This window comes from Sorangium sp. So ce1504, assembly GCF_051521635.1.
Lineage (GTDB): Bacteria > Myxococcota_A > Polyangia > Polyangiales > Polyangiaceae > Sorangium > Sorangium cellulosum_B.
Map to the genome: position 1 here is coordinate 1,810,042 of NZ_CP150365.1, position 13,932 is coordinate 1,823,973.

Sequence of the window (13,932 nt, forward strand, 5' to 3'; positions counted from 1 at the left end):
AAGACCGGGCTCTCGCGCAACCCCATTCCTGCACCTTTGCCACCTTTGCGCGTTGCCGCCATCCCGCCCCGCCCACGCCGTCACGCCGTCGCCGGTCGCTCGCCGAGGGCCCGCGCCAGCCGTGGCGCCGCCGCCGCCCGCCCGCCAGCGAGGGCGGCGTGGCGACGGCCAAAATTTGGCCACCGGCCCGTCTGTCCGGCATTCCCGGGGCATGGATGCCCGACAGCGAAGCTCCGCGCTCCCGGCCCCGGCGCGCGGACCCCTCCCGCTCGCCCTGGCCGTCGCCGCCCTCGCCCTGCCGGCCCTGTCGGCCTGCACCGGCGGGGAGAACGCCACGCCCGAGGGCATCATCAGCCTCTCCGCGGGCGCGGCCCAGAAGGCCGCCGAGAACGACCCCGCCACCCTGCCGCGCCCGGACGGGCCCCGCATCGGCGCCGTGCAGATGGTCGCGCCCATCTACGAGAAGGCGGACCGGCGCTCGGCCAAGCTCGGCTACCTCCGCGCGGGCGGGACGGCGCCCCGCGGGGAGAAGCCCGCCGCGTTCGACGACTGCCAGGGCGGCTACTACCGCGTGCTGCCCGCCGGGTTCATGTGCGCGGACAGTGACGCCACGATCGACACGCAGCACCCGATCGTCCGGGCGCTCACGCGGCGGCCCGACCTGTCCAAGCCGATGCCGTACCCGTACGCCTTCGTCCGGGCCATCGCGCCGAACTACTACCGGATGCCGTCCACGAAGGAGCAGCTCCAGTACGAGATGAGCCTGGAGCGGCACCTCCGCAGCTACAAGAAGCTCAAGAAGAAGTGGGACGAGGTCAAGGTCGGCGCCAACGACGTGCCGCTCGACCCCGCGGGCAACGCCGTCGCCGACCCGCCCGCGGAGCCGCCCGACCTCGGCGACAGCGAGCTCTTCGGCGGCAACGGCAGCGACGAGATCCCCTGGTTCTTCAAGGGCGGCCGGCAGCTCCCGAACATCTCGTCGTTCAAGGTCCCGGGCTACGCGATCATCACCAACCGGATCGCGCGCAAGGCAGGGCTCGCCCTCATCGACACCTTCATGGGCGACGGCGGGCGGCGCTTCGCCCTGACCACCGACGCGCGGCTCGTGCCCACCTCGAAGCTCAAGCCCGCCCGCGGCTCCACGTTCCACGGCGTCGACATGACCAAGGGGTGGGAGCTGCCGCTCGCGTTCGTGCACCGGCAGGACGCGAAGCGCTACGACATCTCCGGCGGCGAGATGGAGAAGGCGGGCGAGCTGCCCTGGCACACCGCCGTGCAGCTCACGGGGCGCTCGAAGAAGGTCGGCGGCGCCCGCCTCGTCGAGGCGAAGGACGGGACGTGGGTGCGCGACTCCGACGTCGCCATCGCGGTGAAGCCCTCGGAGCTGCCGTCGTTCGCGCAGGGGACCGTGAAGTGGATCGACATCTCGATCCTGAGCCAGACGCTCATCCTCTACGAGGGCAAGAAGCCCGTCTACGCCACCGCGGCGGCGACGGGCCGCGACGGGCTCGGCGACCCCAAGAAGACCTTCTCGACCGTGCGCGGGACGTTCCGGATCCGCGACAAACACGTCACGACGACCATGGACGCGCACGAGGTCGACAACAAGTTCGAGCTCCGCGACGTGCCGTGGGTGCAGTACTTCGAGGCCGGCTACGCGATCCACGCGGCGCCGTGGCACGACGACTACGGCAAGCCGCGCAGCCACGGGTGCATCAACCTGTCGCCGATCGACGCGCGCCGGGTGTTCCTCTGGACCGATCCCCCCGTGCCCGACGGATGGCACGGGGTCAGCGCGGGGAAGGCCACGGGGGAAGGGACCATCGTCCACATCCATCCCTAGAGCGGAGCGGCGGGGGTCAGTCCTCGTCGGCCTCGGCCTTGAAGCCGCTCTCCTTGATCACCTTGTCCTGCACCATCGGCGGGCAGACCTCCAGGTGCTCGACGTTCATCGTGAACGTGCCTTTGCCCTGGGTCATGCTCTTCAGCTTCGACTCGTACTCGAGCACCTCGGCGAGCGGGACGAACGCGTTCACGATCGTCTGGCTCTCGACCGAGTCCGTGCCGATGATCCTCCCGCGGCGGCTGTTGATGTCGCCGATGATGTCGCCCATCGCGGCGCTCGGCACCGTCACCGAGAGCCGCACGATGGGCTCGAGCAGCACCGGCGCGCACTGCGCGGCGGCAGCCTTGAACGCCTTGCTGCCCGCCATCTGGAACGCCGCGTCCGAGGAGTCGACGTCGTGGTACTTGCCGTCGAAGAGCCGGACCTTGACGTCGATCATCGGGTAGCCTGCCAGGACGCCCTTCGACATCGACTTGACGATGCCCTTCTCGACCGAGGGGATGAACTGCCGCGGCACGGCGCCGCCCACGACCGCGTCCTCGAAGACGAAGCCGCCGCCGCGCGGCAAAGGCTCCATGTCGATGTAGCAGACGCCGAACTGGCCATGTCCGCCCGTCTGCTTCTTGTGCTTGCCCTCGATGTTCGTGGCCTTCTTCGAGATCGTCTCCTTGTAGGCGATGTGCGGCGGGCCGAGCCGACAGTCGACCCCGACGCGCCGGCGGATGCGCTCCACCGTGATCTCGAGGTGCAGGGCGCCGAGCCCCGAGACGACGAGCTCGCGGGTCGACGCGTCCTGGTGCACGCTGAGCCCCGGGTCCTCCTCGGTCAGCCGGTAGAGCGCGTTGCCGACCTTGTCCTCGCCGCCCTTGGCGTCGAACCGCACGCCGCGCGAGAAGAGGGCCGGCGGCAGCTCCGGCGCGGAGAGCAAGAACGCGTGCTTCTCGTCCGAGAGCGTGTGCCCGCTCAGCGTCGCCTTCAGCTTGTGCAGCGCCACGATGTCCCCGGCGCGCGCCTCGTCCACCTGCTTGTGGTCCTTGCCGACCACGCTGTGGATCTTCCCGAGCCGCTCCGTGCCGCCCGTGCTCGCGTTGAGCATCGTGGCGTCGGGCCGGAGCACGCCGGAGAGCACGCGCACGAACGAGGTGCGGCCGGCGTGCGGATCGATCGAGGTCTTGAAGACGAACGCCGCGGCCGGGGCCTCCGCCGCCGACGGCCGCTCCGCGGCCTGCGGCGCGGCGCCGGGCTTGCCGGTCGGGACGACGCCGCTCCAGGCCGGGTGCTCGGTCGGCGGCGGCACGAGCTCGACGATGCCGTCGAGCAGCGCGGCGACGCCGCTCGGGCGGACCCCGGAGGCGAAGTAGACCGGGATCAGCGCCCCCTGGCGGACCGCGGCGCGGAGCCCCTGATCGAGCTCCTCCTGCGTGAGATCGCCCTCGGTCAGGTACCGCTCGGTGAGCTCGTCGTCGCTGCCGGCGACGTCGTCGACGAGCTTCCCCCGGGCCTTCTCGACGGCGCCCGCGGCGTCGGCCGGCACGGGAGAGCCCGCGGCCGTGGCGGGCGCCTCGGGTTTGTCGAGCCAGGCCTTCTTCGTCCGGATGGCGACGACCCCCCGGTGCTGGAGCCCCTCGCCGACGCGCTCCTCCATCACCGCGAGCGGCGCCTTGAGGCGCGCGCGGATCTCGGCGAGCACCTCGTCGGGGCGGGCGTTCTCGGCGTCGACCTTCGTGACGACGATCATGCACGGTAGCTTTGCGTCCCTCACCCAGCCGAATACGCGCTCCGTGATCGGCTGCACGCCGTCCTTGCCGCTCACGACGAGGATGGCCGCGTCGACCGCCGCGAGGGCGAGCCGCGTCTCGGCGAGGAAGCTCCCCTCGCCCGGCGTGTCGACGAGGTTGACCTTCTTCCCCGCCCAGGCGAGGTGCGCGACGCTCGCCTCGAACGAGCAAACGTGCTCTTTTTCCTCGGCGGTTTCGTCGAGGACACTCGACTTGTCGTCCACCTTGCCGAGCTTGGCCGTCGCCTTGGCGACGTACAGCATGGCCTCGGCGAGCGATGTCTTCCCAGCCCCCTTGTGTCCGATGATTGCAACGTTCCTGATGTCCCCTGCCTCAGTCGTTGTCATCCCTCGTTCGTACCAATCCCCGTCGAGATCGAGAAGGCCGGCACGCGATTTTTGCGGCGCTTTCCTCGAGGCAGGAGGTCAGCGAAGCCGGGCAGCGAGTCGCTCACCCGAGCTCTGCCGCGACGCGCTGCGGCGTGCTCTGGCGATTTGCGCTTGTCCGGCGCTGCCTGAGTGGAGCGCTCGCCCGGGAGCTCGGCGCACGAAATGAGCACTCTCCGCCTCGCGCTCCAGATGGTCCTCGGTATCGCGCTACCGTTCGCGCTGCAGCGCTGGGACCGACGGCGGCTCACGCCCGAGCAGCGCGGCGCTTGCTGGAACGGAGCGACCTGGGGCGCGGCCCTCTATGCGTTTGGCCCGCTGTCCATGCTCGGGTGGTGCTGGGTCACGCGCGGCGTCCAGCACGGGCGGCCGGGGGCGCGTGGAACACGCGGAACAGCGCGCTTCCGCGCGCTGAAGGCGCTCGGGCTCGGCGCGGCGTCCGCCGCAGCGCTCGTCCTGATCCTGAGCGGCGTCGATACTCTGGTCGCGCTCGCATTGGGGCTCCCGCCGTGAGCCGCGTGGATGGCACGCGGAACGCATGGAAGCGGTGTCGATGGCTCGATGGCCCATGACGATAGCCGCGGATGCCGCTGATGGAGATGGCTGCCGGCCGGCCGGCCGGCCAGCTGGCCGGCCAGCCAGCTGCGCCAAAATGCGTGAAGAACGGACATTTTCGTGCCCGAGTGTCACTAGACGACACGTCATGGACGCGATAGCAGCACTCTGAATCTGTTATTCAGGGGACAGGCTTTGACTCTGTCCGCGGAGCTCGCGGACACACACCGAGGCAGTGCGTTGACGTCGCTGAAGCCCAGAGCAGAGGATCGCGCGGCCGCACGGGAGCGGACCGACGCTGAACGTGCGCCGCGGGCGGCCGAGGGCGGCCCGAGGTGGCAAGAGATCGTCGCCGGCAGGTACGCGGTGGAGACCCGGATCGGCGCCGGCGGCGTGGGCGTCGTCCAGCTCGCCACCGATCGCCTGTCCGGCCAGCGCGTCGCGCTCAAGCGCGTCGATCCGAGGCTCGTCGAGAACAGGCACGCCGTCGATCGGCTGCTCCGGGGCGCCCGCGCCGCGCGCGCGCTCAAGGGCAGGTACGTCGCGCGGATCCTCGACGTCGGGGTCGAAGGGGGCGCGCCGTTCGTGGTCAGCGAGTACCTGGAGGGCTCCGACGTCACGAGCTACCTGCGGCGCCGCGGGCCGATCCGGGTCAGGGAGGCGGTGAAGTACCTCCTGCAGATCTGCGAGGCGGTCGCCGAGGCGCACGGCATCGGGATCCTTCACCGGGATATCAAGCCCGAGAACCTCTTTCTCAGCTTCGGCGACGGCGCCCCGAGCGTGAAGGTCCTCGACTTCGGGGTGTCGGCCGTCGCCTGCGGTGTCGAGAGCGAGGGGCCGAACGCCGCCTCGGGCGCCATGCGGACGTCGCTGCTCTTCATGGCGCCGGAGCAGATGCGGTCGGCGGGCGGCATCGACGAGCGCGCCGACATCTGGTCGATCGGCGCGGTCGCCTACGCGCTGCTCTGCGGGGCGAGCCCGTTCGATGCGCCGACCGAGCTCGAGATCTGCACCAAGGTCCTGACCGAGCCGCCCGCGCCCTTTCCGGCGGGCGTCGAGCCCCCGGAGCTGCGGGCCCTCCTGCTGCGCTGCCTCGCCAAGGACCCGGAGGCGCGCCCCTCGGACGTCGCGAAGCTCGCGTTCGCGCTCGCGCGCTTCGGGGGCGAGGGCGCGGAGGACGCGGCCGAGCGCGTGTGGGAGGCGCTCCGGGCGGACGAGACCGTCCGCATGGCGACGCCTGCTCCGGTCGCCGCGGACGAGTGGGAGGCCGACACGCTGGCGGACCTGCCGAGGATGTCGCCCGACGATCTCATGAGCGACCTCGAGACGACGGCCAAGTGGGAATCTCCCGCAGGCCGTCTGTCCGACGCCACGCTGGTGTCGCACGCGGGAGCGGCGTGGGACGGCGGCGATCACCTCCGGGCGAGCCGGACTCCGCCCCCGCCGGTCCTGACGGTGAGCCCGCCGGAGCGCCGCTCCGATCCCCAGGCGGGCGGGCCAGGGCAGCCGCCGACCGCCGAGGACACGCCCGTTCCGCTCGGCCGCAAGGTCGTGCACCGCGTCAGCGATGGCGCGGCGCCTCGCGTCACGCCGGCGCTCACCGCGCGTGTCCTGGCCGAGGCCGATGCGGAGCGCCTCACGGTGGTGCGCCGGGGGCCGTCGCCGTGGCCCCGGCGGTTCGCGATCGCGTTCGCGCTGTTCGGGATGCTCGCGGGGGTCGGCGGCGTGTGGCTCGTGCAGATGCGCACGCTCGACGGAGGCGGGAGCGCGCTGCCTGCGGCGAAGGGGCTGGCGAAGCGCGCGGCTCAGGAGGCGCGCTCGTCGGTGGTGGCGGGGCGATCGAGCGCGGCCGTCCCTGCCGCGCCGGAGCCCTCGCCCGAGCCCACGGCGGTCGAGCCCCCGGCGGCCGAGCTGGTTCCTGCGAGCGCCGCGGGTCCCGAGAGCGAGGCGCCGCGTGTGGCGCAAGCGCGAGGGGCCCGTCTCGACGCGCGGCGCCCCGAGGTCATCTACGACGAGGTCGAGCGCGAGCGGCGGCGGCGGCGCGAGAAGCTCGAGCGCGAGCGGGCGTGGCGTGAGGCGACCACCCGCGCGCGGCAAGAGCGCGACGCGTCCCGGCGCGAGCCGCCGCGGCCCGAGGAGGGCGCGGTTGGGCCGGCGCAGCCCGCCGAGGGCGCGCGCGCGCCGCAGCAACCCGCGGAGAGCGACGGCGCGCAGCGACCTCAGGCGAGCGACGGCGGGTGACGTCCGCGGCCCGGTGGTCCGCCTGCCTGGTATAAGGCGGCCCGTGCCAGGGATGAGTCGAGGAGGTTACGCGCTCGCCCGCGCGGCGGGCGCCGCGCTCGCCGTGTCGGCGGCGGCGGTCGGCGCTCCTGTGCGCCCTGCGAGCGCCGCGCCGCAGGCCGCGCAGCAGGCGCCGCGGGTCGCGCCGGAGCACCTGCCGTACGGCGCGGCGGGGTGGGCCGTGTCGGGCTGGGGCGGCGTGCGCGGCGTGACGATCGGGCCGATCGAGAACCTGCGGCACCCGGGCCGCGGCTACGGCACCGCGGCGAGCGGGCGGGCGATGGATGAGGCGGTCGCCATGGGCGCGACGTGGGTCAGCCTGACGCCGTTCGGCCGCGTGTGGGACGGCAAGGGCACGGGCGTCGATCTCGTCTTCGAGGCGCCGTTCGAGGAGAACCGGCGCAACGTGCTCGCGGCGATCGCGCAGGCGCACGCGCGCGGGCTCAAGGTGCTGCTCGTCCCGCACCTCTGGGTCGAGAGCGGCGAGTGGCGGGCCCAGATCGATCCCGGGGACGACGCCGGCTGGGCGCGCTGGGCCGAGTCGTACCGCCGGTTCCTGCTCACGTGGGCCGCGGTCGCGCGCGAGGGAGGCGCGGAGATGCTCAGCGTGGGCGTCGAGCTGCGGAGCTGGGTGACGACGCCGCGGGCGGCGAGCTTCCTGCCGATCATCGAGGCGGTGCGCCGCGTGTACCCGGGGCTGCTCACCTACTCGGCGAACTGGGACGACGTCGAGCACACGCTGATCTTCGACGCGCTCGACCTCATCGGCATCAACGCGTTCTACCCGCTGGCGGAGCGCGAGGGCGCGTCGTTCGAGGAGCTCCTGCGCGGCGGGCGCAAGGTGGCGGCCGGGGTGGACGCCGTGGCGCGCGCGTGGGGCAAGCCGATCCTGCTGACGGAGATCGGCTACACCACGCGGCGCGATCCCGCCGTGCGCCCGTGGGAGTGGCCCGATCGCATGAAGGGCGTGGTGGTCGACCAGCGCTCGCAGGCCGAGGCCTACGCCGCGGTGATCGCGCCGTTCCTCGACGCGCGCACGTGCGCCGGCTTCTTCGTCTGGCGGCTCTACGCCGATCCGGACGACGTCTCGCAGGAGGCCGAGTGGGGCTTCTCGCCGAGGGGCAAGCTCGCGGAGCTCGTGCTGCGCGACGCCTTCGCCACCCGCTGGGCCGCCGACGGCCCCCGGCTGCCCGGCGACGCGCTCGGCGGGCACCGCGCCCGCACCCCGGGGCTCTTCGGCTGGGAGCTCGATCCCGACGAGCCCGGGAGCCTGTTCCCGTAGCCGGACGAGCGGACGAGCCGCTCCTTGCGGGACGATGCGCTCATGACGGCAGGCGGAGGGTGAAGGTCGAGCCCCTGCCTGCGGTGCTCGTCACCTCGATGCGCCCGCCGTGCGCCTCGGCGATGCGGAGCGCGGCCCACAGGCCGAGGCCGACGCCCGGGGCCACGCCGCTCGACGACGGGGCGCGGAAGTAGCGCTCGAACAGCCGTCGCTGATCGTCGGCCGCGATCCCCACGCCGCGGTCCGAGACCGCGATGGAGACCTCGGCGCCTACCCGCGCGACGGTCACCTGCACGGCGCCGCCCGCAGGCGAGTACTTGATGGCGTTCGCGACCAGGTTGTTGAGCACCTGCTCGACCCGGATCGGGTCGCAGCACAGCGGGACGGGCTCCTCGGGGAGCGACAGCCTGAGCTCGTGCGCGGTCGCGGTCGGGCGGTAGAGCTCCACGACGTCGCGGGCGAGCTCGCGCGCGTCCCGGGTCTCGCGGCGCAGCTCGAGCTCACCGCCCTCGAGCCGCGCGATGTCCATGAGGTCCGTGAGCATCCGGTCGCAGCGCGCGGCCTCCTTCCCGATGCGGGTGAGCATCGACCGGAGCCGCTCCTCGTGGGGGAGGGGCCGATCCGGCCGGAGGCTGTCGACCGTGAGCTTCAGCGCGGCGAGCGGGTTGCGCAGGTCGTGCGCGACGCTCGCGAGGATCCCGAGCTGCCTCTTGCGCTGCTCGGCCAGCGCGGCGGCCATCTCGTTGAACGCGACGGCGATCTCGCGCAGCTCGTCGAGCCCGCCCTGCGGCGCGCGGGCGTCGTGCGAGCCGGCCCCGTAGCGGTCGATCGCGGCGCGGATCGAGAGGAGCGGGCGATAGACGCACCTGCGCAGCTGCCAGAGCGCGAGCAGTACGCCGGCCAGCAGCATCCCGGCGGCCCCGAGGCTCACGATCTCCGAGAGCCGGTGCACCTCATCGACGCGCTGCCGGGCGATCCGCGCCTCGGCGAGCCTGGTGGCGAGCAGCCGCTCGAGCGCGGCGAACGTACGGTCGACCTCATCGTGGGACACCCCGGCCTCCCGGTGCTCCTGCGTTTGCGTGTGCGTGGCGAGGTAGCGCTCGATCTCCCGCTCGGCCTCCTCGAAGACGCTGGCGCTCTCCGCGGTGACCGGCTGCGCGCGGGCGTCCTCGAGCCACCGGGAGAGCTCGCGCCTGGCGGTATCGCGCGCGCCGACGTGCTCGGGGAGCTGGGTCAGCGCCACGCGGGCGCTCTCGCGCTCGTGGGAGAGGAGGTGGACCTCCAGCTGCGTGATGGACCGCACCTCCCGGACGATGTTGAAGAGGCACGTGACCTCGCGGGTCATGTACGTGGCGCTGAGCGTGAACCCGCTCGCCGTCAGCAGCGCGAGGGCGGCGAGCCATGCGGTGCTCGCCGCCGCGAGCGTCTTCAGCTTCATCGTCGTCCCCCGGTTCCGGCCCAGGTCGCGCCGGGAACGAGCGGAAGCGTAGCGCCTCGAGCGCGCGCGGCCCGTCCGCCGGGCAATCCGGAGCTCCCGGAGCCGCCGGGGAGGCGGCCGAGCCCGGGCGCTGCGGGAGCGGCGCGGCGCCCGTCGAGGCTGCGCTGCGCGCGGCCTCAGGCGTGCGTGTTTTCCAGGCCCTTCGGGTTCGACAGCGCCGCCCGCGCAATGGCCATCTGCCGCTCGAGCTCCGCGGGCGACGCCGGGGTCTCCAGGATCAGCGCCGCGTCGTCAGGGAGGTGGGCGGCGATCCGCTGGAACGCGTGCGCCGCGCTCTGGCTCAGGGCGCCGTGGCGGCTCCCCGCGTTCACCTCGCTCACATGGAGCTGCTTCAGCCGCGTCCTGTGCTCCCGTACGAGGAAATGGGCCTCGGTCATCGTGCGATCGACCTGGTGCGCATGGCCGATATCGAAGCAGAACGACGCGTCCGGCAGCGCGTCGAAGAAGGGCCCGAGCTCCTCCACGGTGCGGCCTGTCCGCTTTCTCTTATCCATGTTCTCGATGGCGAGGAGGCCGCCGAGCTGCCGGAAGGCGCCGAGATCACGGAGCGTGTCGGGGTGGAGGACGATGAGCCATCCGAGCGCGGCCACCTCCGCCATGGCGTCGGCGACGGCGCGCTCCTCCGCCGCGTCGAAGCGGCTCGGAGCGTGGAACGAGACGTAGCCGTACCGCGACAGGTCGAGCGAGCCGAGGAGCCGGAGCAGCGGCTTGAGCTCCGAGATCCGCAGCGCGGAGAGCTCCACGGCGGTCGCCGAGCTCCCTTCGAGCATCGAGAGCGCTCGCTCGACGTCGCTGAGGGCGAGCGCCCCTGTCGAGTAGCCCACGGGTCGCATCAGAACACCCCATAGGTCTGGAGGAGCATCAGAACACTCCATAGGTCTGGAGGAGCTTGCGGAGCTCGTCGTCTTCCTTGAAGAAGAGCCGGTCGAGCCCGCCCTGGAACTCACGCGCGATGTCCCGCACCCGCTTGAAGGTCGGGTCGCTGCCCAGCTGATCGTCCAGCGGCAGCTGCTTCAGCCGGCCGCGCTCCTCTTCGTTCGAGAGGAGCGCGAGGAACGCGTCGTAGCTGTCGAACAGCGTGCGCGCCGTCTCCGCGGAGATCGAGGGCCGGAGCAGCACCTCGGCCAGGCTCTCCAGGGGCGTCACCCGGATGCGCTCTCGCAGAAAGCGCACGAGCGCGGGCGTCGAGAGCCGCTCGCCGTCGTCGGTCAACGTCGCCCGATCCTTGCAGAACAGCTCGAAGCCGAAGCAGGTGAGGAGCCCGCTCACGAAGATGAGCTTCCGCGACATCCTGAGCTTCGCGTTGCGGAGCGCCCAGCCCGAGCTGCGCTCCCGCTGCTTGTAGACGAAATCGACGGCGACCGTGCGCCAGTACCGGACGATGTCGTTCAGGAGGAACATCGGGAGGATCTCGCGCTTGCTGCCGTAGCGCAGCCCGCGGTCGTCCTCGATGTACCGCGAGAGCACGAGCCTGAGCACCCGCTCGTGGGCGTCCGGCTGGCCGATCGCGAGCGACTCCAGGAGCAGCAGGATGCGCTGGGTCGTGTTCTTGTTCGTGTCCTCCTGCCCGCCGATCTGGTGGAGGATCGGGTGGCTGAAGGCCACGTTGCCGAACACGCCCGTCGGGCCCGGCTCATGGAACTTCGCTTCCCTCAGGATCCTCGTGATGGCCTGGACCTGGCTGAAATGCCCCTCGTCGGCCTGACCGTCGATGAGCAGCGTCCAGTCGAGATCGCTGCCGGTCGTGTACTCGCCCCGCGCCAGAGAGCCGAAGACCACGACGCTCGTGTCGCAGGGGATCTGCTCGCGGAGCAGCGCCGCGAGCCGCGTCCGGGTCTCCGTCGAGAGCCGCGCGGCCGCCTCGATGCTCGGCCACGATCGCCCCGCCTTCTCGCCGATCCGCTCGATGGCGCTCCGCGGCGCCGCGTCTTCATCTCTCGTCATCGATCGCACCCTCGATCGCGGGAGCCGTCCATCGAGCCCACCGCAGCGCATTGCAGCGCGCCGCGTCGCGCCGCGCGCCTCACGCCCCGCCGTCGCCGGAGAGCGCGAGCCCGAACCACCGGTTCACGAGGTCATGGTGCTCGTCGAGGCGATCGCGGTAGCGGGGGGTGCCCTCGAGCGCGGCTCGCTCGAAATCGATCCAGTACAGGGCGCCCGTCTTCTCGCCGATGAGCACGTTGCCCAGCTTGACGTCGAGCGGCGCGACGCCGCGCGCGTTCATCGCCCGGACGATCTCCTCGATCCGGCCGCGGTAGGCCGCGCCGCCGCCGCTCGCGAACGCCTCGATCTCTCGCCGGTCGCGGTCTGGATCGAACAGCTGCCCGAGCGGCGCGAGGTCGATGTCGAGCACCTTCTCCCCGCGCTCGGCGACCTGATGTTGCAGCGTCCGTCCGCGCACGTAGTCGAGGTAAAGGGTGCGCGTGGCGAGGCTGAGATCGCGAATCCTCGGGACGCTGGGGAGGTCGCGCAGGCGGAAGAGCGCGGCTGCTTCGTTGTAGAAGAAGAGACCGAGCAGGGCGAAGAGGTGCGCCTGGAGCGGCGCGTTCTGCGGCTGTCCGACGAAGCGCTTGCGGACGCAGACGTAGCCGTTGCGCAGCACGACGTGCAGCCGGTAGCGCAGGCGCGGCATCTTCTCGCTCCGCCGGTTGAAGAAGGCGACGTCGGCCGGGTGGACCGCGAAGGCGAAGCCGTCCTGATCGAGCTCCGCGAGCACCCTGTCCCCCGGGCCGAGCTCGGCGACGGATGGGATCTCGCTCGGGGTCACGGCGTCGGGCACGGGGAGCGGGTTCTCTGCGAGCCGGCGCGCAAGGAGCGCTCTGACCGTCTCGAGCCGCACGGCGAGCAGCCTCGTCGCGGCGTCCATGCCGGGCACGCGGCGCATGCCTTCGTCAAGGGCGCGCCGAAGCTCAGGGTTCATGCCCGTCTAGTAGCCGCTTCCGTTCGGCAAATCAAAAGGTGAGGTGACGGCGAGGCGAGGTGGTACGCTGATCCATCGATCTTTGGGCGCGCGCGTCGGCGGGCGGCGACGCGCGCCAACGAGCGTGGACGAACGTCGACGAACGCGGACGAACGCCGACGAACGCCGACGAACGTCGACGCGCACCAGAGGCCACGACCGCCGGCGTGCCGGGTGGGCGTTTGGCAGCGCGTGTGTTGATGCTGGGTGCGGTTTGCGCTTCAACAGGGGACCCGATTCGGGTAGCAAGCCTTCATGGGGAATTCGACGCTGCGGATCGTCCATGTCGTGAGCAGCCTCAATGGCGGAGGTATGGAGCATTTCGTACTGCGCCTCGCCGAGGCGCAGCGGCGCCACGGCCACGACGCCTCGATCCTCGCGCTGCGCGGCGGGCCGCTGGCGGAGCTGGCGCGGCAGCGGACGCTGCCGACCACGGTGCTGGGCGGGCGCCTCCCCACGCGGCTCGCGCACGCGGCCCTCTCCTTCGCGCGCTCCCGCCCGCACGTCGTCCACGCGCACAACCCCACTGCGCTCCATTACGCCACGATCGGCAAGCTCCTTACGCGCGCGCGGCTCGTCTTCACCGATCACGCCCAGACGCGCGGGATCATCCGCGTTCCGTCGCGCTTCGAGTGGCGTGAAACGGACGCTGTCGTCGGCTGCTCGCAGGACACGGCCGACAAGAGCGGCGCGGTCGGCGTGGCCAGCAACATCTCTGTCATCCACAACGGGATCGACATCACCCCGGCCAAGCGGACGCGCGACGAGGTGCGCGCCGAGCTCGGGCTCGGCCCGGACGTGTTCCTTGGCATCATGCCCGCCGCGTTCCACCCGGTGAAGGCGCACGACGTGCTGCTGCGGGCGCTCGCGCGGCTCCGGGAGCGGGGCGTCGCGGTCGCGGTGCTCGTCGTCGGCGACGGCGACGAGCGCGATCGCATCCATGGGCTCGCGAGGGAGCTCGGGGTCCACGGCGCCGAGGCGCGCTTCCTCGGCTTCCGCAAGGACGTGCCCGATCTGCTCGTCGCCGCCGATTTCTTCACGCTGCCCTCGCGCGACGAGGGGCTGCCGCTCGCCGTCCTCGAGGCCATGGCGCGCAGCCTGCCTGTCGTGGTGACGCCGGTCGGCGGGGTCCCGGAGGTGGTGCGGCACGAGGAGCACGGCCTGATCGTCCCGGTGGACGGGCACGACGCGCTCGCGGACGCGATCGAGCGGCTCGCGAGCGACCCGGCGCTGAGGCGGCGGCTCGGCGAGGCGGGGCACGCGCGGGTGCGCGACGACTTCTCGTTCGAGAAGATGACGCGCAAATACGAGCAACTCTATTTCCGTCTCACGTGACAGGCGAGCGCGC

10 protein-coding genes are annotated in these 13,932 nt (G+C 72.1%); 5 read left to right on the top strand and 5 right to left on the bottom strand.

Annotation, left to right across the window (positions count from 1 at the left end; all coding sequences use genetic code 11):
* Positions 1–211 precede the first annotated feature (211 nt).
* Entirely contained in the window at positions 212–1,843 is a 1,632-nt protein-coding gene (locus tag WMF39_RS06885; RefSeq protein WP_437744744.1) for a L,D-transpeptidase, read from the top strand.
* A gap of 16 nt (positions 1,844–1,859) precedes the next feature.
* Here the strand turns inward: WMF39_RS06885 and fusA are convergent, their stop codons facing one another.
* Positions 1,860–3,971, bottom strand: coding sequence for an elongation factor G (fusA, locus tag WMF39_RS06890; RefSeq protein WP_437744745.1), 2,112 nt, complete (start codon positions 3,969–3,971; stop codon positions 1,860–1,862).
* 204 nt (positions 3,972–4,175) lie between these two features.
* On the opposite strand from fusA, the gene WMF39_RS06895 reads away from it, so the two are divergent.
* The 3 genes from WMF39_RS06895 to WMF39_RS06905 all read left to right on the top strand — a co-directional run bounded on the left by WMF39_RS06895 (position 4,176) and on the right by WMF39_RS06905 (position 8,127).
* A complete protein-coding gene (locus tag WMF39_RS06895; protein WP_437744746.1) occupies positions 4,176–4,523 on the top strand; it encodes a transcriptional regulator in 348 nt (115 codons plus the stop codon).
* 282 nt (positions 4,524–4,805) lie between these two features.
* Positions 4,806–6,806: a protein kinase domain-containing protein gene (locus WMF39_RS06900; RefSeq protein WP_437744747.1), complete on the top strand. Its 2,001-nt coding sequence runs from the start codon at positions 4,806–4,808 to the stop codon at positions 6,804–6,806.
* 52 nt (positions 6,807–6,858) lie between these two features.
* Entirely contained in the window at positions 6,859–8,127 is a 1,269-nt protein-coding gene (locus WMF39_RS06905; RefSeq protein ID WP_437744748.1) for a glycoside hydrolase family 113, read from the top strand.
* Between the two features lie 40 nt (positions 8,128–8,167).
* Here WMF39_RS06905 and WMF39_RS06910 read toward each other — a convergent pair whose 3' ends face one another.
* The 4 genes from WMF39_RS06910 to WMF39_RS06925 form a co-directional block, all read right to left on the bottom strand.
* On the bottom strand, positions 8,168–9,565 hold the full coding sequence (locus WMF39_RS06910; RefSeq protein ID WP_437744749.1) for an ATP-binding protein: 1,398 nt from the start codon (positions 9,563–9,565) through the stop codon (positions 8,168–8,170).
* 176 nt (positions 9,566–9,741) lie between these two features.
* Entirely contained in the window at positions 9,742–10,458 is a 717-nt protein-coding gene (locus WMF39_RS06915; RefSeq protein WP_437744750.1) for a TIM barrel protein, read from the bottom strand.
* A gap of 28 nt (positions 10,459–10,486) precedes the next feature.
* Positions 10,487–11,569, bottom strand: coding sequence for a nucleotidyltransferase domain-containing protein (locus tag WMF39_RS06920; protein ID WP_437744751.1), 1,083 nt, complete (start codon positions 11,567–11,569; stop codon positions 10,487–10,489).
* Between the two features lie 79 nt (positions 11,570–11,648).
* Positions 11,649–12,545 (bottom strand): hypothetical protein, encoded by an 897-nt coding sequence (locus WMF39_RS06925; RefSeq protein WP_437744752.1) that lies wholly within the window; start codon positions 12,543–12,545, stop codon positions 11,649–11,651.
* A gap of 294 nt (positions 12,546–12,839) precedes the next feature.
* Between WMF39_RS06925 and WMF39_RS06930 the strand changes: the two genes are divergently transcribed.
* Entirely contained in the window at positions 12,840–13,919 is a 1,080-nt protein-coding gene (locus WMF39_RS06930; protein ID WP_437744753.1) for a glycosyltransferase family 4 protein, read from the top strand.
* The last annotated feature ends 13 nt before the right edge of the window (positions 13,920–13,932 follow it).